The sequence below is a fragment of the Kocuria salsicia genome, assembly GCF_007681555.1.
Lineage (GTDB): Bacteria > Actinomycetota > Actinomycetes > Actinomycetales > Micrococcaceae > Kocuria > Kocuria salsicia.
Genome location: NZ_VELE01000005.1, coordinates 16,694 through 41,081 on the forward strand (window position 1 = coordinate 16,694; position 24,388 = coordinate 41,081).

The following is a 24,388-nucleotide window of genomic DNA, read 5'->3' on the forward strand; positions in this document are numbered from 1 at the left end:
ACGGCACGACGACGCCGCCCTCCCCCACCGCGCCCCTTGACACCCGGGCGCCCGCGCGCCGTCCTGACCCGCACGTGGCAGGCAGGGAAAGGCAATCCTCGAAGGACCAAATAACATGAATACGCATACAGAAACCGAGATCCGCAAGAGCTTCGTCAACTGCTCCAAGGGCGCCGCGCAGCGCATCAACATCCCGCAGGACGTGCTCCACGGGGACTGGGAGTCCCAGATCTTCCTGGGCTGGTACGACCCGAAGTCGCCGCGGGCGGGCTACGTCGTCGTCGAGACCGAGGACGGGCTGCGCGGACTGGTGCTCGAGAAGAACGCGCAGAAAACGAGCGGCGGCGCCCGCATGTGCCAGATCTGTCTGACGCTGCACCCGGCCAGCGGCGTCTCACTGGTATCGATCCAGCGCTCCAAGACCGCGAAGGACCGCTACAACTCCGTGGGCACCTACGTGTGCTCGAACCTGGCGTGCAGCGACTACACACTGGGGCGGCGGAAGCCCGAGGGCATCCGGCAGATGGAGGAGACCATGAGCCCGGAGGAGCGCGCAGAGCGCACGCTCGCCAACATGCGAGGGCTCGTGGAGCGCGTGGCCGAGGCCATGGGGAAGTAGCGGCCTCCGCGGCGGGGCGGACGCGGGCAGGACCCACCCCGCCGCCGGGCGCGCAGCGCGGACCGCCCCAGCTTGATCTGCGCCCGCGTCAGCTGGTGAAGGGCTTGGAGAAGATCGGAACCATGATGTCGCTGAAGTTCTCCTCGTTCGCCATCTCGCGGCGGAACTTCTGGCCCGGGTGGTGACGCACGAACTGGCGACGCCGCCCGGCCCAGAGGATCTCGGACGCCACGTACTGCCCGAGCATGCCGCCCATGCACAGGCAGAATGCGGTGATCGCGGCCTCGAGGACGTTCTCCCCGGCGTCTTCGAGGCCGAAGATCACGCCCAGGACACCCTGGTAGACGAGCATTCCCGGGAACAGCGGGAGCAGGACGACCATGAGCGTGGCGTTCGAGGCCAGGTTCAGGGCGCGGGTGAGGGTGACGCTCAGGATGCCCGCGACGATCGAGGCGATCAGGATGGCACCGAAGGAGCTGATGCCCAGAGAGGTGATGGCCAGGACGCCCAGCTGCACCAGACCGCCGAAGAGTCCGAGGGACACCAGCTTCCACCCACGACCACCCGAGGCGAGCGCGAAACCGGCGGAGACCACGGCGGCACCAAGGACGGTGAGGGCCCAGCGGGAGTCGTCCATCTGCAGCGTCTCGATGTAGTCCACGGAGTCCCCCACGAGCGGCCGCATGGCGTGGATCCCGATGGTCACACCGGCCACCAGACCGGCAGTGCTCGTGATGGCCTCGAAGATGCGCCCGGAGGCGGAGACGTACCACCCGGTGATGACGTCGTGCACCGCACCGTACGCGGCGATCCCCGCGAGCCACGCGGCCAGCGCGGCCACGATGCACACGGCCGTCTGGGTGATGTCGAAGAGCACCCCCGCCACGGTCGCCCCCAGCACCGCGGTCAGCCCCCCGGCCGCCAGGCTGAAGACCTCGGGGGCCTTGACGCGCTGGACGAGGGCGTAGACCCCGTAGACGACCGCGGAGACGATCGCGGCCGTGATGGCGGTGGGCCAGCTTCCGCCCAGGATGAGAGCGAACCCGACACCGAACATCGCGAAACCGGTCATCGTCAGACGGTGGCCGATGTGCCGGGACTCCGCGAGGATCTCGTCCATGCGCTGGATCCCCTCCTCTGCAGAGATCCGGCCGAGCACGAAGTCCTCCAGCACCTCGCCCGTGGCCGTGCGCAGCTGGATGTCCAGGGTCCCGGGCTGGGACTCGAACACGCGAGTGCTCGGCGCCTCGTCCGGCGCATCCTGGTGGCTGATGGTCACCTGCCCCAGGCCCACGCTCACCGTGACGTCCCGAAGGTCCGTCTTGCGAAAGATCGACAGCAGGGACTTGGTGGTGTTGGCGGACCCGGCCCCGCTGCGAATCAGGGCGTCCGCAATCTGGAAGGCGAGTTTGTAAGCAGCCTGTTCGGTGGTGAGCACCGACCAAGCGTAGTGGGACGGGGCGGTTACGGGCGAGGTGGGTGCGATCCCAGGGTGTGGGAGGTTGGACGCAAGGCGCAGCTCGGCTCGCCCGCGACGCAGCACAAGACGGGGAGCTGAAGACTTTAGAACCCCTCCAGCGCCATGTTCGCAAACCGTGAGTAGTGGCCCTGGAACGCCACCACGATCGTCTTCGTGGGACCGTTGCGGTGCTTGGCCACGATCACGTCCGCCTCACCGGCGCGCGGGGACTCCTTGTCGTAGACGTCCTCGCGGTGCAGCAGGATGACCATGTCCGCATCCTGCTCAATTGACCCCGATTCACGCAGGTCACTCACCTGCGGCTTCTTGTCCTGGCGCTGCTCGGAGCCACGGTTCAGCTGAGACAGCGCCACCACGGGCACGTCCAGCTCCTTTGCCAGGAGCTTGAGGGCACGGGAGAACTCGGAGACCTCCTGCTGACGGGACTCCACCTTCTTCCCGGAGCTCATGAGCTGCAGGTAGTCCAGGATCACCAGGTTGAGGTCGTGCTTCTGCTTGAGCCGGCGGCACTTGGCGCGGATCTCCATGAGGGACATGTTCGGGGAGTCGTCGATGAACAGCGGCGCCTCGTTCATCTTGCCCATGATCTGCGCGATCTTCGCCCACTGGTCGTCCTGCAGCGTGCCCGCGCGCAGGTCCTGCATGTTCAGCGTGCCCTCCGCGGAGAGCAGACGCATCGCGATCTCGTTGCGGCTCATCTCCAGGGAGAAGATCACCGAGGTCATCCCGTGCTTGATGGACGCGGAGCGCGCCACGTCCAGCGCGAGCGTGGACTTGCCCATGGCCGGTCGCGCCGCGATCACGATCATCTGCCCACCCTGGAACCCGTGGGTGAGCTCGTCCAGCTCCACGAACCCGGTGGGCACGCCCTGCATCCCGGAGCGGCTGCCCGCGGCCTCGATCTCATCCACGGTGGCTTCCATGACGTCCTTCAGCGGGACGTAGTCCTCCGCCGTGCGCCGCTCGGCTACCTGGTAGATCTCGCCCTGGGCCTCGTTGACGATGTCGTCCACTTCACCGTCGTGCGCGTAGCCCAGCTGCACGATCTTGGTCCCGGCCTCCACGAGCCGCCGCAGGACGGCGCGCTCGCGCACGATCTCCGCGTAGAACCCCGCGTTCGCGGCCGTGGGCACCGAGGCGATCAGCGAGTGCAGGTACGCGATCCCGCCGATCCGCTCGATCTCACCGTTCTTGGTGAGCTCGTCCCCCACGGTGATGGCGTCCGCCGGTTCGCCGCGCCCGTAGAGGGAGACCACGGCATCGTAGATGTTCTCGTGCGCCGGCTTGTAGAAGTCGACGCCGCGCAGCACCTCCACCACGTCCGCGATGGCGTCCTTGGAGAGCATCATCCCGCCCAGCACCGACTGCTCGGCCTGGTTGTCGTGCGGCATGGTGCGGCCGTAGTCCTCGCGCGGCCCGGAGGAGTATTCGGACACCCTTACCCACTTTCATCACGTCGGAGGCGCCCACCCGGTGCGGCGCCCGGTACATTCTCGCACCGCCCTCAGACGCGCAGAAGCGCCGTCACGCAGCCGGGACGACGCCGCCGCGCGGCTGGCTTCCAGCTCCCCCAGCCGTCCCCCGGTGGGGGCCACGGGCGACCAGCCGGCGTCGTCGTACCCCGGCGAGGTCAGTCATTCACAACCTGTGGAAAACTCTGTGGAGATCTTGTGGAACACACCGTGCGGAAGTGTGCACAGCATGTGGACTCGGCTGTGGAAAACCCGCCCCCTCTGGAAAGAACTCAGGCGAAGAGCGCGAACAGCAGCAGCCAGAGCAGGGGCGAGAACACCACGGACAGCACCAGCACCAGCACGTAGCGCCCGCGCAGCGCCGGGAACGCCACGGTTCCCGCGACCCCCATGACGAACGTCACCAGGGACGTGACCACGCTCAGCACCATCCCCACCAACAGGATCGTCATGGCTGTATGCGACCCGAAGCCGTTGCCGGTCGTGAAGCCTCCCAGGAAGAGCAGCGGGGTGAGGATCGCGCACGCGAATGCGGCCCAGAACAGTTTTCTGCCGGTTCTCGGACGGGAGGCTCTCATGCTCACCCAGACATGGTGCCATGCCCCGCTCCACGGTGACTGGACGGGCGCGGCGACGCACGTGTCCACGCGGGTGGGATCGTCGAGCACCACGGCTCACCCGCCCTGGACACGAAGGAACCCCGCGGCCGAAGCCACGGGGTTCCTTCGTTGAGCCGTCACACGGAGGGCAGTTCCTCAGCGCGCGGTGCGTGATCGCCTGGTGATCAGGCGGGCACGACCTCGAACTCGATGTTCGCGTTGACGTCCTCGTGCAGGTGGACCACGGCCTGGTAGACACCGGTGGTCTTGATGCGCTGGGTGAGGTCCACGCGACGCTTGTCGATGGAGCCGAGACCGGCGTTCTCCACTGCGGCGGAGATGTCACCGGCGCGGACCGTGCCGAACAAGCGACCCTCGGCACCGGACTTGACCGGAACGGTCAGCGTGGTGGAGGTGAGCTTGGCGGCGAGCGCCTGCGCATCCTCGAGGGAGTGCAGCTCGCGCGTGGCGCGGGCCTGCTTGATGGAGTCGATCTGCTTCTCGGCGCCGCGGGACCACGGGGTCGCGAAGCCGCGGGGGAACAGGAAGTTACGGGCGTAGCCGTTCTTCACGTCCACCACGTCGCCCGCGGAACCGAGCCCGGAGACTTCCTGGGTCAAGATGATCTTTGCCATGAATTCTCAGTCCTCTCTGATCAGCGGCCAGCGCCGGAGTAGGGCAGCAGTGCCACTTCACGAGCGTTCTTGATCGCCTGGGCGATCTTGCGCTGCTCCTGGACGGACACGCCGGTCACACGGCGAGCGCGGATCTTGCCGCGATCGGAGATGAACTTGCGCAGAAGGGCGACATCCTTGTAGTCGATCTCGGTGATGTCGGCCGCCTTGAGCGGGTTCTGCTTTGGTTTCGGCTTGCGGATTTCAGCCTTGGCCATCGTGGTGCTCCTTTTCTGGTGCGGAGCCCGCAGGCGCACCTGCGGGATGGGTGGTTGTGATGAGGTTTAGAAGGGAGGCTCGTCCTCGGAGTCGGCGCCCCAGTCGTAGTTGCCCCCGGAGGACTGGCCCCACGGGTCACCACCCTGTTGACGCTGCTGCTGGCCGCCACGGCTGCCCTGGTTCCCGTTGAACCCGCCGCCCTGACCGCCCTGGTTTCCGCCGAAGCCGCCACCCTGCTGGTCGTTGAAACCACCCTGGTTGCTGCTCTGGCCTCCACCGAAGCCGCCCTGACCGCCGCCGAAGCCCTGGTTCCCACCGTAGGAGTTGCCTCCGCCGCGCGAGTTCCGGTTGACCTTGGCGGTCGCGTACCTCATGGAGGGGCCGATCTCGTCCACTTCCAGCTCGGTGCTGGTGCGGCGCTCCCCTTCTTTGGTCTCGTACGAGCGTGCCTTGAGCCGTCCCTGGACGATCACGCGGGTGCCCTTGGTGAGGGACTCCGCGACGTTCTCCGCGGCCTCACGCCAGACGGAGCAGCGCATGAAAAGAGTTTCCTGGTCTTTCCACTCGTTGCTCTGCCGGTCGAAGGCACGCGGGGTGGACGCAACGGTGAAGTTGGCCACGGCGGCTCCGGACGGCGTGAAGCGCAGTTCGGGGTCGGCAGTCAGATTTCCGATCACTGTAATGACGGTGTCGCCAGCCATGTGAACCTCCGGATTCTGTGGACGCTGGATACGAGACACGGTGAGTTGAAAAGCATGTCACGGTCGGGGTGCGGGACCCCGTTCGTGGGCACGCGGTGTGCAGTCCGGATGGACGTGCACGCTCAACTCACTTGCCGTGGATCTTCTGCTCTTCCGGACGGATGATCTTGGTGCGCATGACGGCCTCGTTGAGGTTCAGGACGCGGTCCAGCTCCTTGGCGGTCTGCGGCTCGGCGGTGAAGTTCACCACGGCGTAGATGCCCTCGGACTTCTTCTGGATCTCGTAGGCCAGGCGACGACGGCCCCAGATGTCGAGCTTGTCGACGGTGCCGTTCTCCTTGGTGACGACCTCGAGGAACTTCTTGAGGGTCGGCTCGACGGCGCGCTCCTCCACCTCGGGGTTGAGGATGACCATCAGTTCGTATTCACGCATGTAAAGAACCCACCTCCTTCGGGCTAAGCGGCTGCGGTCTCTCCACAGCAGGAGGTTCTGTGCGTATGTCGGTGCCGGCAACGTGGAACGCACGGCACACAGACTTGCCTACTTTACTACAGCGGCGCCTCAGTAGCCACCCACCCGGCGGGCCAGCCGGGCGTTGAGGACGGCCACGCGCACGGGGATCACGAAGAGGTCGATGAACATGAGGATCCACAGCGGGACCAGGAAGATCCAGCCGACCAGGATGCCCACGGTGGCCCAGCCGATCAGGCCGAGCAGGAGGTAGAAGATGCCCTGGACGGGCTGCGCGAGGTAGAACTTGTGGATCCCGAGCTGACCCAGGAAGAACCACAGCACGTAGGCGAGCACGGTGGACTTCCCGCCCACCACGTTGACATTCACGGGCTGGCTCACGGGCCAACCCTGGCCCCACTGGCTGGAACCGCCCGAGGGTCCGAACCCTTTGCCCTGGCCATAGCCGCGGGCACTCTGGTCGCGCGGGGGCAGCGGCTCGGCCCTGTAGTACTCGGGTTCATCGGCCATGGCGGACCCCTCTCCTCGTCCCCGGCTGCCGTGGTGCAGCCACCTCCATGGTAAAAGCGTGAAACTCACTTCTCGGCGTCGGTCAGCGCTGAGCGCAACCGCACCTCGGTGGTGAGCTCCTCGCCGGTGCTCCGGGCGCTCACGTCGATCCCGAACCGCACGGTGCCGCTGCGCTGCCGCCCGTTCTCGAGCCACGTCACCTTCGCCTGGGTCGCCCGGAACCGTGCCGCGTGGAACGCGAGGGGCTCCTCGGCGTCCGGCTGCAGCAGGAGCGAGGGCCGGGATGTCACCTCCCAGCGGACGTTGGAGACTCCCCCGGACAGCCCGCCCTCGTCCGGTGAGGCGCTGGCGGTCCCGGACGCGGACGACGTCGCCCGCTCCAGCTCCCGGGGCACGGGACAGGACGCGGCGTCGAACTGCAGATCCCGCTCGCACGCCCCGAGCGTGCGCTGCACCTCGGTCTCCACCGACTGCCACATGCGCGGGGACGGTGCCACCGTGAGCTCCTCGGTCACCGCCGGGCGCGGGTCGGTGAGAGATATTGCTGCAGTGGCATGTTCTTTGGTGAGGAGGTAGGAGTCACCCGGCAGCGCGACGTCGTACCGTCCCGGCAGCGCCTCGAAGCGCCAGGCCCGTGCGTGCGGCCGCGAGGAGTCCGGTGACGTGACGTGCCCGGCGTCCGGGCGGACCTTCTCCCCGTTGACCGCGAGTGCGTCCAGGGGCCCGGGCATGCGCACCTCCACGCTGGTGTCGTCGCGTGTTAGCAGGCGCCAGGCGTCGTTGAACGGGCCCCACGCGCTGACCTGCTCCACGGTGTAGGTGCGCCGGACCGTGGAGCCGCCCCCCAGGTGGACGTCCACCGAGACCACGGCGTGCCGGCCCTGCACCATGGTGCCCACGACATCGTGCCCCACCGGCCGGTCGGCCGCCGCCCGGTAGACCCGGTTGGGGAGCAGCTGTGCGAGGTTCTGGCCGCCGCCCACGAGCAGGGGTGCGAGGACCTGGCGGGAGCTGCCGTTCTCGAGGTGGCCGAGGTAGGCGTCCACCGGTGCCCGGGGATCCCGGGCGACGACCACGTAGTTGGCCACCGCGGCCCACGCCGCCACGGTCACGACCACCACCGCCAGGATGAGCGCGAGGGGACGCCGCAGGGTGTTCCACGCGGGGATGCTCACGGGCGCGGAGGACTCCCGCTCTCCGTCGGTCATCGGTGCGCGCCCTACTGCACGGCCGAGGCGCCCAGCGCCGCCGCCTTGCGCCCGCGGAACATGTCCACCACCACGGCCACCACCAGGTAGATCAGGAACAGGTAGCGCACCACGGCCAGCAGGTCCTGGGCGCTCCAGCCGAACTCTTCGATCCACGGCAAGGTGGGCCACGCGGAGGAGGGCAGCACCACGGTGGCCCAGTAGAGCATCTCCACCACCTGCCACAGGCCGAACTCGATCCAGTTGCGCCGGCACAGGATCACGAGGGGCACGAGCCAGACCACGTAGTTGAGCGAGTACTCCTTGGCCAGCAGGATGTAGAGGGCGAGCAGCAGGAAGGTGACCTGCACCACGGACGGCTCGCGCTTGCTCAGCAGCGCCACGAGCAGGACGAACACGAGGCCCAGGACCATGCTCAGCAGCACGTACTGGCCGCCGTCGCCCAAGCTCGTTCCGGTGCGGGGCTCCACCACGGAGGTCCACACGTTCCACAGGGAGGAGCGCTCCGTGTCCGAGCGAACCATGTCCCCGAACTGGGCGCGCCAACGGTCCCAGGAGGTGATCATGTACGTGCCGTTGATCAGCGCCCACGCGATGACCGCGCACAGCAGCGCGGAGACGATGTCCTTCAGGAAGCGGTGGCGCGCGGCCATGATGAGGATCGCCACCAGCACCACCACCGGGAAGAACGCCACAGAGGCGCCGAAACCCACCATGATCCCGGCGAGCGCCGGGTTTCCGCGCACGTAGCCGAGCAGCGCGAGCATCATGAACAGCACGGCCCACAGGTCCCAGCTCTGGAAGCCCACGAGCACGATCACGGGTGCGAGCGCCATGACCAGCGCGTCCGTGCGGCGGTTGCCGCTGAGCGAGGAGACCACGGCCACGATCGCGAGCCACACGAGGGCGAGAAGCACCAGGGAGAGGTCCAGGTAGAAGCCCTGCCCCACGTCCAAGCCCATGAGGGAGGAGAGGTTGGAGGCGAACCACCCGATGATGGTGGTGATCATGCCCACGAGCACCGGCTGGTCTCCGGTGGGTCCACCGGTGAAGAATCCGTTGGCCACGTCCGTGGAGTGCACGCCCAGGTCCCCCGTGCCGATCACGGTGGCGCACAGCTGGGGAACCTGCTCGGCCATGTGCCAGTCCGGCACACGGCAGGGGATGCGCAGCAGGTAGGCCATCATGACCGTGTAGAGGCCGAGGCCCAGCAGCACCAGACCGGCATTTCCTCCGGACCTGTTGCGCGCACCTTCCAGGCTCATGCGGGTACTCCTCGGCCGTGACGACGTTTGGCCCCAAGTGTTCCACGAGGGCGGGTGATCCACACGCCGCGGCGCGTGAACGCAGTGCCGCCACCTCCTGCGACGACGACGCCGCGCACGCGCCGTCAGGAGGCGACGACACCCTTCTCGCGCGCCCAGGTCAGGAGCCGCTCGCGTGCGACATCCTCCCCCACAGCACCCTCGTCCAGGCGCATCTCCAGCAGGAACTTGTAGGCACGGCCCACCACGGGCCCGGGCGGGACGCCCAGGACCGCCATGATCTGCTGCCCGTCCAGCTCGGGGCGCACGGCCTCGAGCTGCTCCTGCTCGGCGAGCTGGTCGATGCGCCGCTCGAGCTCGTCGTAGTGCGCGGCGAGCCGGGCGGCCTTGCGCCTGTTGCGGGTGGTGACGTCCGAGCGGGTGAGCCGGTGCAGCCGTTCAAGCTCGTCCCCGGCGTCGCGCACGTAGCGGCGCACCGCGGAGTCGGTCCAGCCCGCCTCGCCGTATCCGTAGAAGCGCATGTGCAGCTCCACGAGGCGTGTGACGCGCTTGATGGTCTCGTTGTCGAAGCGCAGGGCCTTCATCCGCCGGCGTGTGATCTTGGCGCCCACCACCTCGTGATGGCGGAAGCTGACCGCCCCGGAGGGCTCGAAGCGCCGGGTGGCCGGCTTGCCGACGTCGTGCATCAGGGCCGCGAAGCGCAGCGCGAAGTCCGGGGCGGGAACGGGGCCGTCCGGGCCCGTCTCCTTCTCCGCGGCCTGTTCCATGACCGTGAGGGAGTGCTGGTAGACATCCTTGTGGTGGTGCGCCGCGTCCGTCTCGAGCTGCAGGGCGGGCACCTCGGGCAGCACGATCTCCGCGAGCCCCGTCTCCACCATCAGCTCGACGCCGCGGCGCGGCTGGGCGCCGCAGATCAGCTTCACGAGCTCCTCGCGCACGCGCTCCGCCGAGACGATCTCCAGCCGCGGCGCCATCGCCGTCATGGCCTCCCGCACGGGCTCCACCACGTCCAGGCCCAGCTGGGACGTGAACCGTGCGGCGCGCATCATGCGCAGGGGGTCGTCCGTGAAGGAGTCCTCCGGGGTGCCGGGCGTCCGCAGCACCCCCGCGGCCAGGTCCTTGACGCCGCCGAACGGGTCCACGAGCTCCATGTCCGGCAGACGCAGGGCCATGGCGTTGACCGTGAAGTCCCGGCGGCGCAGGTCCTCCGTGAGGTCGTCCCCGAAAGCCACCGTGGGCTTGCGCGAGTCCGGGTCGTAGTCCTCCGCGCGGTAGGTGGTGACCTCCAGCTGCATCCCGGCCTTGCGCATGCCGATGGTCCCGAACTCCCGGCCAATCTCCCAGTGGGCGTCCGCCCAGTCTCGGATGATCGCCAGCGTCTGGTCCGGGCTCGCGTCAGTGGTGAAGTCCAGGTCCAGGGCGTCCCTGCCCAGCAGCAGGTCCCGCACGGGACCGCCCACCAGGGAGAGCTCGTGGCCCGCCCGGTCGAAGAGGCGCCCCAGCTCGCGCGAGACGGGGTGGAGTGAGGAGGTGTCCGGCAGCTGCGTCATGATGAGAGCCATTATCGCATCACCGGGCCGCGGACCACCGTGCGACGGAGCGCACGCGGGACGCACACGCAGTGCCGGGCGCGCTGTGAGAAGCGGGGCGGGGCGGCGGACCCTGGGCCCACGGAGGCGAGGGGAGCGCGGAGGCCCCGAGCGGCGTCGTCCCCGGTGAGCGTCCCCACCCCAGCCCCCTGGGCACCCCTGGCCCATCAGGGAGTGCCATGCGAAAGTGGCTAAGGTAGGGGCCATGGCTTTCCCCGTACCCAGCGCGCCCAAGAGGCGACCGAACCAACCGGTCTCTGCGCTGCCCACGGTGGAAGAGGTCTCGGCCGGTGGGATCGTGGTCAACCTGTCCGACCCCACTCACCCCGTGGCCATCATCGCCCGCATCAACCGCGGCGGACGCCTCGAGTGGTGCCTTCCCAAGGGTCATCCCGAGGGTGAGGAGACCAACCAGCAGGCCGCCGTGCGGGAGATCGAGGAGGAGACCGGGATCGAGGGCCGGGTGCTCTCTCCCCTGGGCAGCATCGACTACTGGTTCACGGTCGCAGGGCACCGCGTGCACAAGACCGTCCACCACTTTCTGCTGGAGGCCACCGGCGGCTATCTGACCACCGAGAACGATCCGGACCATGAGGCCGTGGATGTAGCGTGGTCCGGGATCGACGACCTCGGCCGGAAGCTGTCCTTCCCCAACGAACGGCGGATCGCAGACATCGCCAGGGAATACATCATCCACCAGCTGTAGGGCGGTCCCGCTCGAACCGTCGTGCGCCGCACACGGTCCCACCCCTCGCGCAGGAGGCCTTGTTCCATGCAGAAGTCCGGGGCGCGCGCCAGCGCCGTGATGGCCTCGGGGACACTGGTCTCCCGCGTCCTGGGGTTCGTGAAGACCTTCCTCATCACCGTGGCCATCGGCTCCGCCACCACCATGGCGGACGTCTTCCAGCTGGCCAACACCCTGCCCAACCTGATCTACGTGCTGATCGCCGGCGGCGTGTTCAACGCCGTGCTGGTCCCCCAGATCATCAAGGCGTCCAAGGCCGAGGACGAGGGTGCGGACTACATCTCCCGGCTGATCACCCTGGCCGTCATCGCGCTGCTGGTGATCACCACTGCGGTGGTGGTGTGCGTGGGCCCGATCATGCGCCTGATGGGCCCCGGGTGGACGGACGCCCAGCTGGCCATGGGCACCACGTTCGCGCTCATCACGTTTCCGCAGATCTTCTTCTACGGGCTCTACACGGTGGTGGGGCAGGTGCTCAACGCCAAGGGGGCGTTCGGCGCGTACATGTGGGCCCCGGTGCTCAACAACCTGATCGCCATCGCGTCTCTGCTGGTGTTCATCCGCCAGTTCCATCCCTTCCGCCTGGAGCACCACACGGTGGAGAACTGGACCCCCGGGCAGACCTTCTGGCTCGTGGTGATGGCCACGGTCGGCGTGGCAGCGCAGGCCCTGATCCTGTTCTGGCCCCTGGCCCGCCTGGGTCTGAAGATCCGTCCCCGCTTCGGCTGGCGCGGCATCGGCCTGGCCGCGGCCGGGAAGCTGGGCGGGTGGACGCTGGCCACGGGTGTCGTGGCGAACCTCGCGTTCATGGCCCTGTACCGCACCGCCGCCATCCCCACCGGCGCCCGGTCCGACGCCGCTCCCGGCCCGGGTGCCCCCGTTCCGATCGCGGGCACGGCCGTCCTGGACCAGGCCACCATGCTCTACGCGCTGCCCCACGGGGTGATCGGGCTGTCCATCGCCACCGTGCTGTTCAACAGCATGGCCGCCGCGGTGGACAAGGGTGACCGCGCCGCGCTCGTGCGCTCGCTGTCCTCGAGCCTGCGCGTGACCGGTGTGGCCACCGTGTTCTGCATGGTCGCGCTGATCATTTACGCCGGGCCCCTGGGCATGCTGTTCTCTGGCGACGCCCCGGCCGCCGGTGCCGTGATCGGGCAGGTCATCACGCTCATCGCCATCGGTGCGCCGTTCATGTCCACCGCGTTTATGCTCGGGCGGGCATTCTATGCGCAGGAGGACGCCAGGACGCCGTTCGTGGTGCAGCTGGCAGTCTCGGTGTTCACGGTGCTGTGCGCCGTGGTCATCGGGCATGCATTCCGTCCCGAGCACATGGTCTACGCCATTGCCATCTGCTACGCGCTGCAGAACATCCTCGCCACGGTGATCTACCACGTGGCCCTCACCCGGCGGATCGGGGACTACGGCCTCTCGCGGATCGTGGGCAGCCACGCGCGGATCCTCGCTGCGGCACTCGTCGCGGGTGTCGCGGGCGCGGGGATGCTCTGGTGGCTCGGCGGGTACCGCACGGATGGCCTGCCGTGGCACGGCCAGGCGTGGGCGATCATCACCCTCGCGGTGGGCGGCACGGCCATGGCCGTGGTCTACGCGGTGGCCCTGAAGGTGTTCCGCGTCCAGGAGTTCACCACCCTGCTGGCCCCGTTGAAGGCCAAGCTGGGCCGCTAGACTGCCCCCAAGAACCCCCTCGCGTCCGTGGGACCGCCGCGGCGCCCGATTCAGTAGGGAGCCATCGTGTCCCAGCCCATTGCGCTCGGAACCGTCCTGGGGGGCCGTTACAAGGTTGTAGCGTCCCTGACGAGCACCCCCGAGGGGGATCACGTCCTGCAGGGGGAGGACCAGATCCTGCGCCGAAGGGTCTCGATCCTGGTTCCCTCCACCGGGCACGAGTCTTTCGTGGTGGAGCGGGCCCGATCGCTTGCCGGTGGAGCAGGGCACAGCGGGTTCCAGGTCCTGGACATGGGACAGACGGATGACTCCACCTACCTGGTGACTTCCTACTACCCCGCGGACGACCTCCTGGACGCGCTGCTGACCCGGGACGACGATTCCGAGGACGACTCGCTCTCGGACGACATCTTCGGCGGCTCCCGCACCGCGGCGTCCTCCTCCTACATCTACGAGGAGCCGGACCCCACCCAGCCCCAGCAGGTCGTCGCCGCGTCGGACGCAGGCAGCGCCGCGCAGCCGGCCGTGACCCGCTGGGACCCCTCCGACTACGACGACTACGACGACGCCCCCGCAGCCCCCTCCGTGCGCAACCGGCTCGGCGTGCGCCGCAAGGTGCGCCCCGGGGCCGTGCGCTCCACGATGTTCGACCGCGAGGTATCCCGCGCCGGTGCAGCTGGTGCGTCCGCCGCCGCGGGGGAGATCGACCCCACATACGACGGTGACAACCGTTACGAGAGCTACGCCCGCACCGAGGGCAAACCGGGCCGCCTCGACGAACGCTCAGCCACCCCTCGCGGGGCCGATCGCGACGCCGCCGGAGCCGGCCCCGCAGATGACGCCACCGCGGTTGCGGCGGCATCCCGGGCCGGGGCCTCCGCCACGGTCGGTGCACGCACACAGCGTCCCGAGAGATCCCGTCCCGAGAGCTCCCGCCCTGAGAAACCCCGTGCCGGATCCTCTGCGGCGACGGCGGCCGGCGCGACCGGCAGCACCGAGACAGACACCGAGCACGGGGGCGGGGGCGCCAAGCTAGTGGCCACCACCGAGGACCGGCGGAAGGGTCCGTTGCGGTGGCTGATCCTGCTGCTGCTCGTCCTGGCCCTGGTTGCGGTGATTGTCCTGGGCTTCCGCAGCCTGGGATCGCTGACGAGCCAGTTCTCCCAGGAGGGGCCCGCGCAGCAGAACGCGGCCCCGTCGGAGGCAGGCAGCCCCCTAGCGACGTCGTCCCCGTCCTCGAACGCGACCCCCGAGATCACCGGCGTGACACGCGTGACCGCGGACCCGAACTTCATGTCCGACACGGACGCGACACTCAACCAGGCCACGGACGGCAACCCCGCCACCTACTGGCTCAGCTACGGCTTCTCGAGCACCCAGTTCGGAGGCCTGGTGCAGTACGTGGGGCTGGCCGGGCAGCTGAAAGAACCCGCGCCGGTCCAGGAGGTCACGGTGCAACAGGCCAACGGCTCGGGCGGGCAGTTCACGGTGTACGTCTCCGACAGCCCCTCGCTGGACGGTGCCGAGAAGGTGGGCTCAGGATCCTTCACCGGTCCGGAGATCCGCGTGCCCCTCTCGGACGCGGCGCGTAGCAAGCCCCACCAGTACGTGCTGGTCGTGTGGGACCAGCTGCCGCAGCTCAAGAGCCCGATCGGCGGCTACCAGTACGGCCTGCGCATCGGCGAGCTGACGGTGCGGTGAAGTGAAGGTGCGGAGGGTTGACGTGCCGTGGGTCCACGGCGCTGTGGCAGCTCGGTGGTGGTCGTGAGGCTGGCCAGCTGCGTCCGTCGTCCCGGCCCGTGCCCCGTCATCCGGCCGCGGGCGGGGTCCGCGAGCACCCGCCCCGCGTCGCGGAATATCTGAACGGGCTCCCCACGTTCTGACGTGTAGTCCACCTCCGCAGACGCGGTGATCCATGGAAAGGCTGTCATACCAGTGAGCAATCAGTCCGGCATGTTCTCCAGCGCCGTGAACCTCGACCTCGGCGCCTCAGTGCAGACCGCGCCCGCCGCGGTGGCAGGGGCCTCGGACGACGACGCCGTGCACGACGTCGTCATCGTAGGTTCCGGTCCCGCGGGCTACACCGCAGCGATCTACACCGCGCGCGCCAATCTGAACCCTGTGGTGCTGGCCGGGTCGGTGACCGCCGGCGGCGAGCTGATGAACACCACCGAGGTGGAGAACTACCCGGGGTTCATCGACGGCATCATGGGCCCGGACCTCATGGGCAACATGCAGCAGCAGGCCGAGCGCTTCGGCGCGGACATCCGCTACGAAGACGTGGTGTCCGTGGAGCTGGAGGGTGAGGTCAAGACCGTCACGGTGGAGGACGGCACCGTGCTGCGTGCCCGCGCCGTGATCATCTCCACGGGCTCCGAGTACCGCAAGCTCGGTCTGCCCGACGAGGAGCGGCTCTCCGGCCACGGCGTCTCGTGGTGCGCCACGTGCGACGGCTTCTTCTTCAAGGGCCAGAACATCGCTGTGATCGGTGGCGGTGACTCTGCGATCGAGGAGGCCACTTTCCTCACCAAGTTCGCGGACAAGGTCACCCTGATCCACCGACGGGACGAGTTCCGTGCCTCGGAGATCATGCGGCAGCGTGCCCTCGACGACCCGAAGATCGAAATCCTCTGGAACACCAAGGTCACGGGCATCAACGGGGAGAACAAGGTGGAGTCCCTCGACCTCGAAGACACCGTCACCGGAGAGGCCTCCGAACTGGCCGTGACCGGTCTCTTCGTCGCCATCGGCTCGGATCCCCGCGTGGGCCTGGTAAAGGACCAGCTGGAACTCACGGCGGACAGCACCATCGCCGTGGACGGCCGCACCTCCACCACGTCCCTGCCGGGAGTCTTCGCCGCCGGTGACGTGGTGGACCCCACCTACCGCCAGGCCATCACCGCGGCCGCGTCCGGTTGCGTGGCCGCCGTGGACGTGGAGCACTACCTGGCGGCCCTGGACAGCTGATCCGGCCCCACCCTCGCCTCCCGAACCCCCGGGAAGAACCATCGAAAGGAAAAGACATGAGCGCAGCGAAAGACGTTACGGACGCCACCTTCCAGGCGGAGGTGCTCGAGAACTCCAAGCCCACCATCGTGGACTTCTGGGCGGAGTGGTGCGGCCCCTGCCGCCAGCTCGGTCCCGTGCTGGATGCTCTCGCGGCCGAGCACGCAGAGCAGGTGGACGTGGTGAAGGTGAACGTGGACGACAACCCCGCGATCGCCTCCCAGTACGGCATCACGTCCATTCCGGCCGTGTACCTCTTCGCGAACGGAGAGGTCGCCAAGACCTCCATCGGCGCGAAGCCCAAGTCCGCCCTTGAGAAGGAATTCGGGGACTACCTGTCCCCCTCCGCCTAGGACACACCACCCGGGCCCGCCACGGACAAGTGAGCGGGCCCGGGTTTTCTCTGAGACGATGCAGGTCCGAGCTCCGTCCGACCGGGACGGACCGACACCCACGGGGAGATCCACGTGCAGCACCCAACTCCCGGAGCCACCCTCCGCCACGGCATGAGCGACCGACGTGTCGTGGGCCTCAGGGAACGCCTCCTGAGGGCGGGGAACACGGACACGGGCATTGCGCCCGAGAACGTGTCGGATCCAGCGCTCTTCGACGAGCGCGTGGACCGGGCGGTGCGGTGGTTCCAGCAGCACAAGGGACTCATCGTGGACGGTCTCGTGGGGCTCGAGACCGACGCCGCACTCAACGACGCCCAGTACACCCTCGGCGACCGCCCGCTGTACTTCAACGACATGGAGCCGCTGCACGGGGATGACGTCGAGGAGCTGCAGAACAACCTCTCCCTGTTGGGTTTCTACTACGGTCACCTGAACGGCACGTTCACGCAGAAGACCGCCTACGCTGTGCGTGAGCTGCAGTGCAGCCTGGGTGTGGAGTGCGACGGCGTCGTGGACCTTGAGACCCTCACCGGACTCGCACGGGTGAGCAAGAAGATCACCACCTCCAAGGCGTTCTCCCTGCGAGACCACCAGCGCCTGGAGGCGCTGCACGAAGCCCTGCGTGACCGTGTGATCGTGCTCGTCCCCTCCCGTGCCAGCTCCCAGGTAGAGCCCGCGGGTGCGCCCTCGGATTTCGCCGCGCAGCAGGACTCCATCAGCTACGAGGTGGCCCTGCGCAGCTACGACCTGCTCCACAACGTGGGAGCCGCCCCGGTGCTCGTAGATCCCTCCCCCGAGAGCCTTCCGTCTTCCATCGCGGGCACGGAACCCGAGGCGGAGAGTGACGCGACCAGCGCCACGCTCCACGCCGAGGGTGGTGCGGTGACCGTTGCTGCTGCTGGTGATACGGCCGCTGTCAGCACCCCTGAGGCCGACCCGTCTGATGGAGGCACCGCTGATGCTGTGCGGGGGGCCGGACACGGTCATGGTGTGATGATCGCAGGCGTCGAGGGCGAGACGTCCAAGGCCCCCCGACACGTCGTGGCCTCCGTCGACGAGGTGCTGCGAGAGCGGTCCGACGCCCTCATCATCCGTCTGCAGTGCGACTGGAACGCCTCCCCGCAGGCCCAGGGCGTAGCGACCTTCTTCTGGGGGGCACCGGAATCCGGCCAGCCCTACTCCCCCATCGGACAGCTTGCCTCCGACAAGATTTTGCGTGAGCTGGTGTCCCGCACCGGCGCTCAAGACCTGGGAAGCCACGCACGCCAGTGGAGTGCTCTGCGCAGCGCCGGTACCGCCGCGGCGTGGGTCGATCTTGGCTACCTCTCCAACGAGGCTGAGGCGAAAAAACTCAGCCGTGGTTCCTACCGTGCCCGGCTGGCCGAGTCCGTGCTCTGTGGACTCCAGCGTGTTCTCGTACCGGAGCCCTCACCCGCGGCCACCGGCACCATGAGCCTGGCGGACATCCAGAACTACTACCGCAACGAACCCTGATCGTGCCGGTGTCCCCGCTCACCGGTGGGTAGGGCGGCGATCCCATCCCAGGCTCGCGACATACTGAAGGGCCCCGATGTTTCACGTGAAACATCGGGGCCCTTCTCTCAGTTCTCAGTTCTCAGCGTCTAGTTTGGGGTCCAGCACGTCAATAATCCGGTTCAGGTCCTCGACTGAAGCGAACTCGATGGTCATCTTCCCCTTACGAGCTCCGAGCTGAATCTTGACGCTCGTGTCCAGCTTGTCGGAGAACGCGTCCGCGATGTATCCGAGCCGGTCGTCATGCCGGTTCGCTGGCGCCTTGCGCTTCGTGGCACGCCGTTTGAGGCCATCTGCCAAAGCCACGGCTTCCTCCGTCGCGCGGACAGAAAGCCCCTCTGCAACAATTCTCTGGGCTAGCCGTTCCATCTCTGCGGGATCCGAAAGAGCGAGGAGTGCGCGCGCGTGCCCCGAGCTCAGCACGCCCGCCGCTACACGCCTCTGCACGAGAGCTGGCAGACGAAGCAAACGCAACGTATTGGAGATCTGGGGACGAGAGCGGCCAATTCTATCGGAAAGCTGCTCCTGTGTGGCCCCGAACTCCTCCATCAGTTGCTGATATGCCGCTGCCTCCTCGAGCGGATTCAGCTGTGCCCGGTGCAGGTTCTCCAGCAGCGCATCACGCAACAGGTCGTTGTCGGCCGTGTCGCGGATGATAGCCGGGATGACATCCAGGCCAGCCTCCTGCACGGCTCGCCACCGGCGCTCTCCCATGACGAGCTCGTATCTACCTTCCCCCTCCTCGCGACTCGGCCGCACCACGATGGGCTGCAGTACGCCGAGTTCCTTGACGGAGAATGCCAGCTCAGCGAGTTCGTCCTCATCGAAGACCTGACGCGGCTGCCGCCGGTTCGGGTGAATGTCTGCCACCGGGACCTCGGCAAATCGGGCTCCGGGGACCATCTGCAGCTCGTTGTTCGACGCTCTGGCGTCCTCGGTGCCCGGGGCGGTCCTGTCAGGCGTCTCCGACCCCACATGATCAGGGACCGCACCGGGCTCCGGAGACGCCGTCGGTGCGGCCTTCACCGACTCGACTCGTCGGCCGCCCGCCGTGGAACGTGTCGGCTTGTCGTTACCTGGTACTGCGAGTGCATCGATACTGTCGGGAGTGGAGGTTGTTTGAAGTGGAACATCGGTGCCATGGGCACGCGACTCGTCGTTCACAGGCTGGTCACCGTTCGTTTCGGCGCTTGCCGTGACGTCACCCTTACCACCTGAGCCACCCGCGGATTCCGACCCGGCGTTGCTGGTTGGTCGCGGCTCCGGGGTCTTGGGCGATGTTTCACGTGAAACATCGAAGGACTTGGAGACTTCTTCGCTCTCCGCCTCTCCAGCAGAGTGCTCCCCCTGATTCCCTGATGACAAGAAGAACATGTCGACCGGTCGACTCACAGATGTTGTGCTTCGCAACGCCTGAACCATGTCCCGGCGCTTCCGCGCCGGCTTGGCCGGTTCCCTTACTCCCTTCGAAGCCACGGTCCCCGGCGGTGTTTCACGTGAAACATCGTGCCCTTTATCGGAGGTAGGCCGCTCACCCGAGGTCGACGAAGACCCGACACTATTCGGGGCCGCGGAGGCCTTTCGGGTTGTGGAGGACACCGCGCGCTTCCTCACAGGGACGCCCGTTGCCTCACGATTCTCCGCCGTCCCTTCTGCGTTCTTGGTACCCGATGCCGCCGCCCCCGATGGTTCCCGAGGCATCGATGTGGACTGTCTAGAAGCAGCCTTCTCGCTCTTCTCCGCCTTGTTCGCCTTGTCCCCCGTGTCGGTCTTCGAGTCCGACGTCGTGGACGCAATCTTCCCAGCCACACGCTTTGAGGCCTTCGACGGATCTGCCGTGACCCCCTTGCCGGAACCAGCCTCCTTGCCCTGAGGATCTGGTGCGCGCCCCTCAGCGGCCCCACGTTCTCTGGTGCGAGTGTCAGTGGACGACTGCCCCCCAAGCTTCTCGCTCCCTGCCGCTGAGTTCTCCGCACTGCTCGGTTCGCCGCTCGGAATCAGGGCACCGAGGCCCCTGCCAAGTCCACGACGTCGTTCTGCCACGATGATGTCCCTCCACGTAGTAATCGTTGCATCCATCGTAGTCAACGCAAGGGTGGAAGAACCGCCGAAAAGCTGTGTTTGCCGGTCAGCGACCTCCCCTCAGTCGATGTTCGTTCCCCAAGCGGCCCCCAGACAAGGTGCGCATCGCGTACTTCATGGCCGCCTATTGTGCGCCAGGATTTCAAGCACGTGAAGCACTCCCAGAACTCGATAACGACGAAGGGCCGCGATGTTTCACGTGAAACATCGCGGCCCTCGGGCTGGAAAAATCGCTGCTGACTCCCGGTTACCTACGAGGTCGGCGCCCTCGATGCCAGCTCGGCTGCCGCCTCCAGGTAGGACAGCGCGCCCGTGGAACTCGGATCATAGGTGATGACGCTCTGCTGATAACTCGGTGCCTCGGAGATGCGCACGGAGCGCGGAATCATTGTCTCCATGACCTCATCCGGGAAGTGCTGACGCACTTCGTCGGCCACCTGTGACGCGAGGTTCGTGCGCCCGTCGTACATGGTGAGGAGAATGTTGGATACCGTGAGCCCGGGGTTCAAGTGCCTTTGGATCATTTTGATGTTGTTGAGCAACTGGCTGAGCCCCTCGAGTGCGTAGTACTCGCACTGGATGGGGATGAGGACCTCAGTGGCCGCCACGAACGCGTTGATGGTCAGCAGGCCCAGACTCGGCGGGCAGTCGATGAACACGTAGTCCAGACGGGGGAGCCCTGCTTCTTCGCGTGCTGCGGCGTACTCGGCCAGCGCGCGCTGCAGCCGCTGCTCACGAGCAACGACGGAGACGAGCTCGATCTCAGCGCCCGCGAGATCAATGGTTGCGGGCAGCACCCACAAACTCGTGGACTCGGGAGACTGCTTGACCACGTCCACCACGGGCACCTCGTCGATGAGGATGTCGTAGACCGAGTCCGCGTCCGAGCCGTGGGGGATGCCCAGCGCGGTGGAGGCGTTGCCCTGTGGGTCGTTGTCGACCACCAGGACGTTCTGCCCCTGCTCGGCCAGCGCCACCGCCAGGTTCACGGAGGTGCTGGTCTTGCCGACTCCGCCCTTCTGGTTGCTGATGGTGATGTACCGAGTGCTCTCGGGTCGGTCCAGCTGGACGTTTTTGAGCTTGTCGCGGCGCTTGTTCTCTTCCACGAGTTTCCTCCCCAGGGCGGTATCCGCCACCGCGTCTTGTGCCGTCAGCCCCACCGGACCGCCTGTTTCACGTGAAACATGCTTACCGCGGTCGGGGACAACCTTCTTCGTTTGGGATACCGGATCCGGCGGCAGACCGAAGTCGTGCCCGCGCGTGAGTCCCTGATCGGAATGATCCGGAGTGGTCATGTCGACTGTCCCTTTCGTGGCTGCTGCGGTGCTTCCCGTAGCTTATCGACATCCCCGCCTGTCAGGGCGGGGGTCTTCACAGAACCAGCCGGACCACCGTGGTCGGTTCCGCCAGGACGTCCGCGCCCACGGTGACGATCTCCGAGGAGCGCACGCCGAAGCGGTTGAGCTTCTTGGACGCCTTCTGCAGCTCCTCTTCCGCCGTGCGCCCCTTCAGCGCCAGGAGCTCACCCTGGCCCTTCAGCAGGGGCAGGGTGATGTCCACCAGCCCCACGAGGGCAGAGACCGCCCGGGCCGTCACAACGTCCACGGGCCCCAGCTCGGCCTTGGCCTGCTCGGCCCGGGCGCGCAGGACGCGCACGTTCTCCAGCCCGAGATCCGCGACGACCTCCTCCAGCCACGTCACCCGGCGCTCCAGCGGCTCCACGAGCGTGATCGACAGGTCAGGCCGTGCGATCGCCAGGCAGAGGCCGGGCAGACCGGCTCCTGACCCCACGTCCACCACGCGCGCGTCCGGGGCGATGAGCTCCTGCACCACGGCGCAGTTGAGCACGTGCCGTTCCCACAGCCGGGGTGCCTCACGGGGGCCGATCAGACCACGGACGATCCCCGACGACGCGAGGTGCTCCGTGTAGCGCTGCGCGAGCTCCAGGCGGTCCCCGAAGATCTCGCGGGCAGCTCCCTCGAGTGGCCCGAGCTCAGGTGCCGGCTGGGGGTCCGGTGCGGCACGCGGACGCTGCACCGCCACGGCGTCGCCCTCCGCATGGGACCCACCGGGGGTGGCTTGCGAGGCAGAACCGGAGCCGCTCATTCGCCCGCCGAGACCACGATGTGCCGCCCGGCGCCGTCACCCTCGGACTCCGAGACGAGCCCGGCCTCCGCCACGGCGTCGTGCACGAGCTTGCGCTCGTACGGGGACAGCGGGGGCAGATGGACGCTCGACTCCCCGCCCTGGACGCGGGAGACGGCGTCCTCGGCCACCTCGCGCAGCTTGGTGGCGCGCTCATCACGGTGGCCCGCGATGTCCAGGATCAGCCGGCTGCGTCGCTGCGTGGAGCTGAGCACGGACAGCCGCGCGAGCTCCTGCAGGGCCTCCAGCGTCTCTCCGTCCTCACCCACGAGCGCGCGCAGCTCAGAGTCGTCGCCGTCCTCTGAGACCACGGAGACGTACGTGCGGCCGTCGCGCACCTCGATGTCGATGTCACCGTCGATGTCCGCGGTGTCGAGCAGCTCCTCGATGTAGTCCGCGGCGATCTCGCCCTCCTCCTCGAGGGGGGACAGCGTCGAGTCCTGCGCATCCTCGGAGGGCGTCTGCTCCTCGGAGTGCAGAGGATTGTCCATCTCGTTCATGGGATGCGGGCCTCTCAACCGTTGTTCTTCTTGGTCTGCTGCCTCTGCCGCTTCTTGGAGACCGGCTGCTGGCGCTGGCCCGCCGCCGCGCGCTCACGCTGCTCCGCGAGCTTCTCCTCGTGCTGCTGCTTGGTCATGCCCACGGGCGGCAGGCCCTTCGCGGCACGGCGCTCGTTGAGCTCGCGCTCCGCCTGCGACCCCTTGGTGGGGTTGTTGCGGATGACCCACCACTGCTGGCCCATGGACCACAGGTTGGAGACCGTCCAGTAGATCAGCACGCCCAGCGGGAAGTTGATGCCACCGATCGCGAAGATCAGGGGGAACAGGTAGAGCATCATCTGCTGCTGGCGGTACATGGGGGACTCCTTCGCGGAGTCGCTCATGTTGCGCGCGGTCAGCTGGCGCTGGGTGATGAACTGGGTGGCGCTCATGGCAACGATCATGATGAGCGCCAGGGTGATGGTCGCCGCGTGGTTGCCGGAGCCCGGCTCCATCAGCGTGGAGAACAGGGGCGCACCGAAGATGGTCGAGTCGTTGAACTGATGCACCAGGTTCGGTGCCAGCACGTGGATCGACTCGTTGTTCTCCGCGGCCTTCGGCACGGAGCGCAGCACCTGGAACAGCGCGAAGAAGATGGGCATCTGCACGATGATCGGCAGGCAGGCCGCGAACGGGTTGGACCCGTGCTCCTTGTAGAGCGCCATCTGCTCCTCCGCCATGGCCTGGCGGGAGAGCTGGTCCTTCTTGCCCTTGTACTTGGCCTGCAGCTTCGCCATCTCCGGCTGCAGCTCCTGCATGCCACGCATGGACTTGATCTGCTTGAGGAACAGCGGAATCGTCAGCGTTCGCATGACCAGGGTCAAGCCCACGATGGACAGCACCCAGGTGAAGCCCCAAGCCGGGTCCAGGCCGATAGCCGTGAACAGTTCGTGGAAGACCCACAGGACCGCGGAGACGATCCATCTGAAGGGGAAGAGGATGATGTCGAAGAAGTTCATCGAGCGTTAGCTCCTTGAGCCGCGTGGTGGCGGGCCGGGCAGTCGTGCGCATGGTCCCGCACGAGGTTCGGGTGGTTGAGCAGAACGATTTTCGGGGTGTCGGCCAGGGAGACGAACTCCCGGCCGCCCGACGGCACCCTGTCGATCCCACCGGCCGCCCATGGGTGGCAGCGCAGCAGCCGGGAGACGGTCAGCCCCAGTCCTCGCACGGCCCCGTGGCGCGTGAACGCCTCCAGTGCGTAGGCCGAGCAGGATGGAAAGTAGCGGCACACGTCCCCGTAGAGCGGGGAGACGATGGTGCGGTAGAGCTTGAGCAACGCGATGCACAGGTTCTGGGGCGCACGGAGGACCGCCTGCACCACGCCGCGGGGCACGTTGTACTCATGGGGCGCGCGTGCCAGGATCTGCTCAGGAGTCAGCGGTGACGTCACGCGCGTGCCTCCTTCTCCACAGTCTTCTGCCAACGGTACGGCATGGCTGCCGGGGCCGACGG

Annotated in this window: 24 protein-coding genes; 7 read left to right on the forward strand and 17 right to left on the reverse strand. The window is 67.5% G+C overall.

What is annotated here, in order from left to right; all coding sequences use genetic code 11:
* The first annotated feature begins 115 nt into the window (after positions 1-115).
* Entirely contained in the window at positions 116-619 is a 504-nt protein-coding gene (locus tag FS770_RS08680) for an FBP domain-containing protein (protein ID WP_145011206.1), read from the forward strand.
* An 88-nt stretch (positions 620-707) separates the two neighbouring features.
* On the opposite strand, the gene FS770_RS08685 is transcribed toward FS770_RS08680, so the two are convergent.
* From FS770_RS08685 to FS770_RS08735, 11 genes are all read right to left on the reverse strand, one after another.
* A complete protein-coding gene (locus tag FS770_RS08685; protein ID WP_186366738.1) occupies positions 708-2,057 on the reverse strand; it encodes a threonine/serine exporter family protein in 1,350 nt (449 codons plus the stop codon).
* A 125-nt stretch (positions 2,058-2,182) separates the two neighbouring features.
* Positions 2,183-3,490, reverse strand: coding sequence for a replicative DNA helicase (gene dnaB / locus FS770_RS08690; protein ID WP_055085005.1), 1,308 nt, complete (start codon positions 3,488-3,490; stop codon positions 2,183-2,185).
* A gap of 353 nt (positions 3,491-3,843) precedes the next feature.
* A complete protein-coding gene (locus FS770_RS08695) occupies positions 3,844-4,149 on the reverse strand; it encodes a hypothetical protein (RefSeq protein WP_055085003.1) in 306 nt (101 codons plus the stop codon).
* Positions 4,150-4,355: 206 nt separating this feature from the next.
* Complete coding sequence (gene rplI, locus FS770_RS08700) at positions 4,356-4,805, reverse strand: 50S ribosomal protein L9 (protein ID WP_055084976.1); 450 nt, start codon at positions 4,803-4,805, stop codon at positions 4,356-4,358.
* A 20-nt stretch (positions 4,806-4,825) separates the two neighbouring features.
* The gene (gene rpsR, locus FS770_RS08705; RefSeq protein ID WP_055084974.1) at positions 4,826-5,062 is read right to left on the reverse strand and encodes a 30S ribosomal protein S18; all 237 of its coding nucleotides are present in this window, start codon (positions 5,060-5,062) and stop codon (positions 4,826-4,828) included.
* 66 nt (positions 5,063-5,128) lie between these two features.
* A complete protein-coding gene (locus tag FS770_RS08710; RefSeq protein WP_094393259.1) occupies positions 5,129-5,764 on the reverse strand; it encodes a single-stranded DNA-binding protein in 636 nt (211 codons plus the stop codon).
* 127 nt (positions 5,765-5,891) lie between these two features.
* Entirely contained in the window at positions 5,892-6,197 is a 306-nt protein-coding gene (rpsF, locus tag FS770_RS08715; protein WP_055084970.1) for a 30S ribosomal protein S6, read from the reverse strand.
* Between the two features lie 129 nt (positions 6,198-6,326).
* The gene (locus tag FS770_RS08720; protein ID WP_144941554.1) at positions 6,327-6,746 is read right to left on the reverse strand and encodes a TM2 domain-containing protein; all 420 of its coding nucleotides are present in this window, start codon (positions 6,744-6,746) and stop codon (positions 6,327-6,329) included.
* A 65-nt stretch (positions 6,747-6,811) separates the two neighbouring features.
* On the reverse strand, positions 6,812-7,954 hold the full coding sequence (locus FS770_RS08725) for a hypothetical protein (protein WP_145011213.1): 1,143 nt from the start codon (positions 7,952-7,954) through the stop codon (positions 6,812-6,814).
* 11 nt (positions 7,955-7,965) lie between these two features.
* Positions 7,966-9,219, reverse strand: a complete 1,254-nt coding sequence (locus FS770_RS08730; protein WP_094393256.1) for a glycosyltransferase 87 family protein — start codon at positions 9,217-9,219, stop codon at positions 7,966-7,968.
* Between the two features lie 125 nt (positions 9,220-9,344).
* Positions 9,345-10,769, reverse strand: coding sequence for a CCA tRNA nucleotidyltransferase (locus FS770_RS08735; protein WP_244944840.1), 1,425 nt, complete (start codon positions 10,767-10,769; stop codon positions 9,345-9,347).
* Positions 10,770-11,013: 244 nt separating this feature from the next.
* Between FS770_RS08735 and FS770_RS08740 the strand changes: the two genes are divergently transcribed.
* The 6 genes from FS770_RS08740 to FS770_RS08765 all read left to right on the forward strand — a co-directional run bounded on the left by FS770_RS08740 (position 11,014) and on the right by FS770_RS08765 (position 18,131).
* Positions 11,014-11,514 (forward strand): NUDIX domain-containing protein, encoded by a 501-nt coding sequence (locus tag FS770_RS08740; RefSeq protein WP_055086106.1) that lies wholly within the window; start codon positions 11,014-11,016, stop codon positions 11,512-11,514.
* Positions 11,515-11,580: 66 nt separating this feature from the next.
* Positions 11,581-13,236, forward strand: coding sequence for a murein biosynthesis integral membrane protein MurJ (gene murJ / locus FS770_RS08745; protein WP_145011216.1), 1,656 nt, complete (start codon positions 11,581-11,583; stop codon positions 13,234-13,236).
* Between the two features lie 66 nt (positions 13,237-13,302).
* Entirely contained in the window at positions 13,303-14,937 is a 1,635-nt protein-coding gene (locus FS770_RS08750; protein ID WP_145011219.1) for a hypothetical protein, read from the forward strand.
* A gap of 252 nt (positions 14,938-15,189) precedes the next feature.
* Positions 15,190-16,203, forward strand: a complete 1,014-nt coding sequence (gene trxB, locus FS770_RS08755; protein WP_145011299.1) for a thioredoxin-disulfide reductase — start codon at positions 15,190-15,192, stop codon at positions 16,201-16,203.
* Entirely contained in the window at positions 16,203-16,595 is a 393-nt protein-coding gene (trxA, locus tag FS770_RS08760) for a thioredoxin (RefSeq protein WP_222126506.1), read from the forward strand. The genes trxB and trxA overlap by 1 nt, the downstream gene beginning before the upstream one ends.
* Positions 16,596-16,748: 153 nt before the next feature.
* Positions 16,749-18,131 (forward strand): peptidoglycan-binding protein, encoded by a 1,383-nt coding sequence (locus FS770_RS08765; protein ID WP_145011223.1) that lies wholly within the window; start codon positions 16,749-16,751, stop codon positions 18,129-18,131.
* Positions 18,132-18,245: 114 nt separating this feature from the next.
* Here the strand turns inward: FS770_RS08765 and FS770_RS14100 are convergent, their stop codons facing one another.
* The 6 genes from FS770_RS14100 to yidD all read right to left on the reverse strand — a co-directional run bounded on the left by FS770_RS14100 (position 18,246) and on the right by yidD (position 24,326).
* Positions 18,246-19,544: a ParB/RepB/Spo0J family partition protein gene (locus tag FS770_RS14100; protein WP_244944842.1), complete on the reverse strand. Its 1,299-nt coding sequence runs from the start codon at positions 19,542-19,544 to the stop codon at positions 18,246-18,248.
* A 959-nt stretch (positions 19,545-20,503) separates the two neighbouring features.
* Positions 20,504-21,358, reverse strand: coding sequence for a ParA family protein (locus FS770_RS08775; protein ID WP_414672753.1), 855 nt, complete (start codon positions 21,356-21,358; stop codon positions 20,504-20,506).
* 265 nt (positions 21,359-21,623) lie between these two features.
* Positions 21,624-22,358, reverse strand: coding sequence for a 16S rRNA (guanine(527)-N(7))-methyltransferase RsmG (gene rsmG, locus FS770_RS08780; protein ID WP_145011226.1), 735 nt, complete (start codon positions 22,356-22,358; stop codon positions 21,624-21,626).
* Positions 22,355-22,897 (reverse strand): Jag family protein, encoded by a 543-nt coding sequence (locus FS770_RS08785; RefSeq protein ID WP_144941542.1) that lies wholly within the window; start codon positions 22,895-22,897, stop codon positions 22,355-22,357. The genes rsmG and FS770_RS08785 overlap by 4 nt, the downstream gene beginning before the upstream one ends.
* Before the next feature lie 14 nt (positions 22,898-22,911).
* Positions 22,912-23,895, reverse strand: a complete 984-nt coding sequence (yidC, locus tag FS770_RS08790) for a membrane protein insertase YidC (RefSeq protein ID WP_144941540.1) — start codon at positions 23,893-23,895, stop codon at positions 22,912-22,914.
* The gene (yidD, locus tag FS770_RS08795; RefSeq protein ID WP_244944844.1) at positions 23,892-24,326 is read right to left on the reverse strand and encodes a membrane protein insertion efficiency factor YidD; all 435 of its coding nucleotides are present in this window, start codon (positions 24,324-24,326) and stop codon (positions 23,892-23,894) included. The genes yidC and yidD overlap by 4 nt, the downstream gene beginning before the upstream one ends.
* Positions 24,327-24,388: the final 62 nt, after the last annotated feature.

Excerpts from the sequence above, each read along its gene's own strand:
- FS770_RS08680 (WP_145011206.1), top strand. The coding sequence starts at position 116 with ATGAATACGCATACAGAAACCGAGATCCGCAAGAGCTTCGTCAACTGC.
- dnaB (WP_055085005.1), bottom strand. The coding sequence starts at position 3,490 with ATGCCGCACGACAACCAGGCCGAGCAGTCGGTGCTGGGCGGGATGATG.
- FS770_RS08695 (WP_055085003.1), bottom strand. The coding sequence starts at position 4,149 with ATGAGAGCCTCCCGTCCGAGAACCGGCAGAAAACTGTTCTGGGCCGCA.
- rplI (WP_055084976.1), bottom strand. The coding sequence starts at position 4,805 with ATGGCAAAGATCATCTTGACCCAGGAAGTCTCCGGGCTCGGTTCCGCG.
- rpsR (WP_055084974.1), bottom strand. The coding sequence starts at position 5,062 with ATGGCCAAGGCTGAAATCCGCAAGCCGAAACCAAAGCAGAACCCGCTC.
- FS770_RS08710 (WP_094393259.1), bottom strand. The coding sequence starts at position 5,764 with ATGGCTGGCGACACCGTCATTACAGTGATCGGAAATCTGACTGCCGAC.
- rpsF (WP_055084970.1), bottom strand. The coding sequence starts at position 6,197 with ATGCGTGAATACGAACTGATGGTCATCCTCAACCCCGAGGTGGAGGAG.
- FS770_RS08720 (WP_144941554.1), bottom strand. The coding sequence starts at position 6,746 with ATGGCCGATGAACCCGAGTACTACAGGGCCGAGCCGCTGCCCCCGCGC.
- FS770_RS08725 (WP_145011213.1), bottom strand. The coding sequence starts at position 7,954 with ATGACCGACGGAGAGCGGGAGTCCTCCGCGCCCGTGAGCATCCCCGCG.
- FS770_RS08730 (WP_094393256.1), bottom strand. The coding sequence starts at position 9,219 with ATGAGCCTGGAAGGTGCGCGCAACAGGTCCGGAGGAAATGCCGGTCTG.
- FS770_RS08735 (WP_244944840.1), bottom strand. The coding sequence starts at position 10,769 with ATGACGCAGCTGCCGGACACCTCCTCACTCCACCCCGTCTCGCGCGAG.
- FS770_RS08740 (WP_055086106.1), top strand. The coding sequence starts at position 11,014 with ATGGCTTTCCCCGTACCCAGCGCGCCCAAGAGGCGACCGAACCAACCG.
- murJ (WP_145011216.1), top strand. The coding sequence starts at position 11,581 with ATGCAGAAGTCCGGGGCGCGCGCCAGCGCCGTGATGGCCTCGGGGACA.
- trxB (WP_145011299.1), top strand. The coding sequence starts at position 15,190 with ATGTTCTCCAGCGCCGTGAACCTCGACCTCGGCGCCTCAGTGCAGACC.
- FS770_RS08765 (WP_145011223.1), top strand. The coding sequence starts at position 16,749 with ATGAGCGACCGACGTGTCGTGGGCCTCAGGGAACGCCTCCTGAGGGCG.
- FS770_RS14100 (WP_244944842.1), bottom strand. The coding sequence starts at position 19,544 with ATGTTCTTCTTGTCATCAGGGAATCAGGGGGAGCACTCTGCTGGAGAG.
- rsmG (WP_145011226.1), bottom strand. The coding sequence starts at position 22,358 with ATGAGCGGCTCCGGTTCTGCCTCGCAAGCCACCCCCGGTGGGTCCCAT.
- FS770_RS08785 (WP_144941542.1), bottom strand. The coding sequence starts at position 22,897 with ATGAACGAGATGGACAATCCTCTGCACTCCGAGGAGCAGACGCCCTCC.
- yidC (WP_144941540.1), bottom strand. The coding sequence starts at position 23,895 with ATGAACTTCTTCGACATCATCCTCTTCCCCTTCAGATGGATCGTCTCC.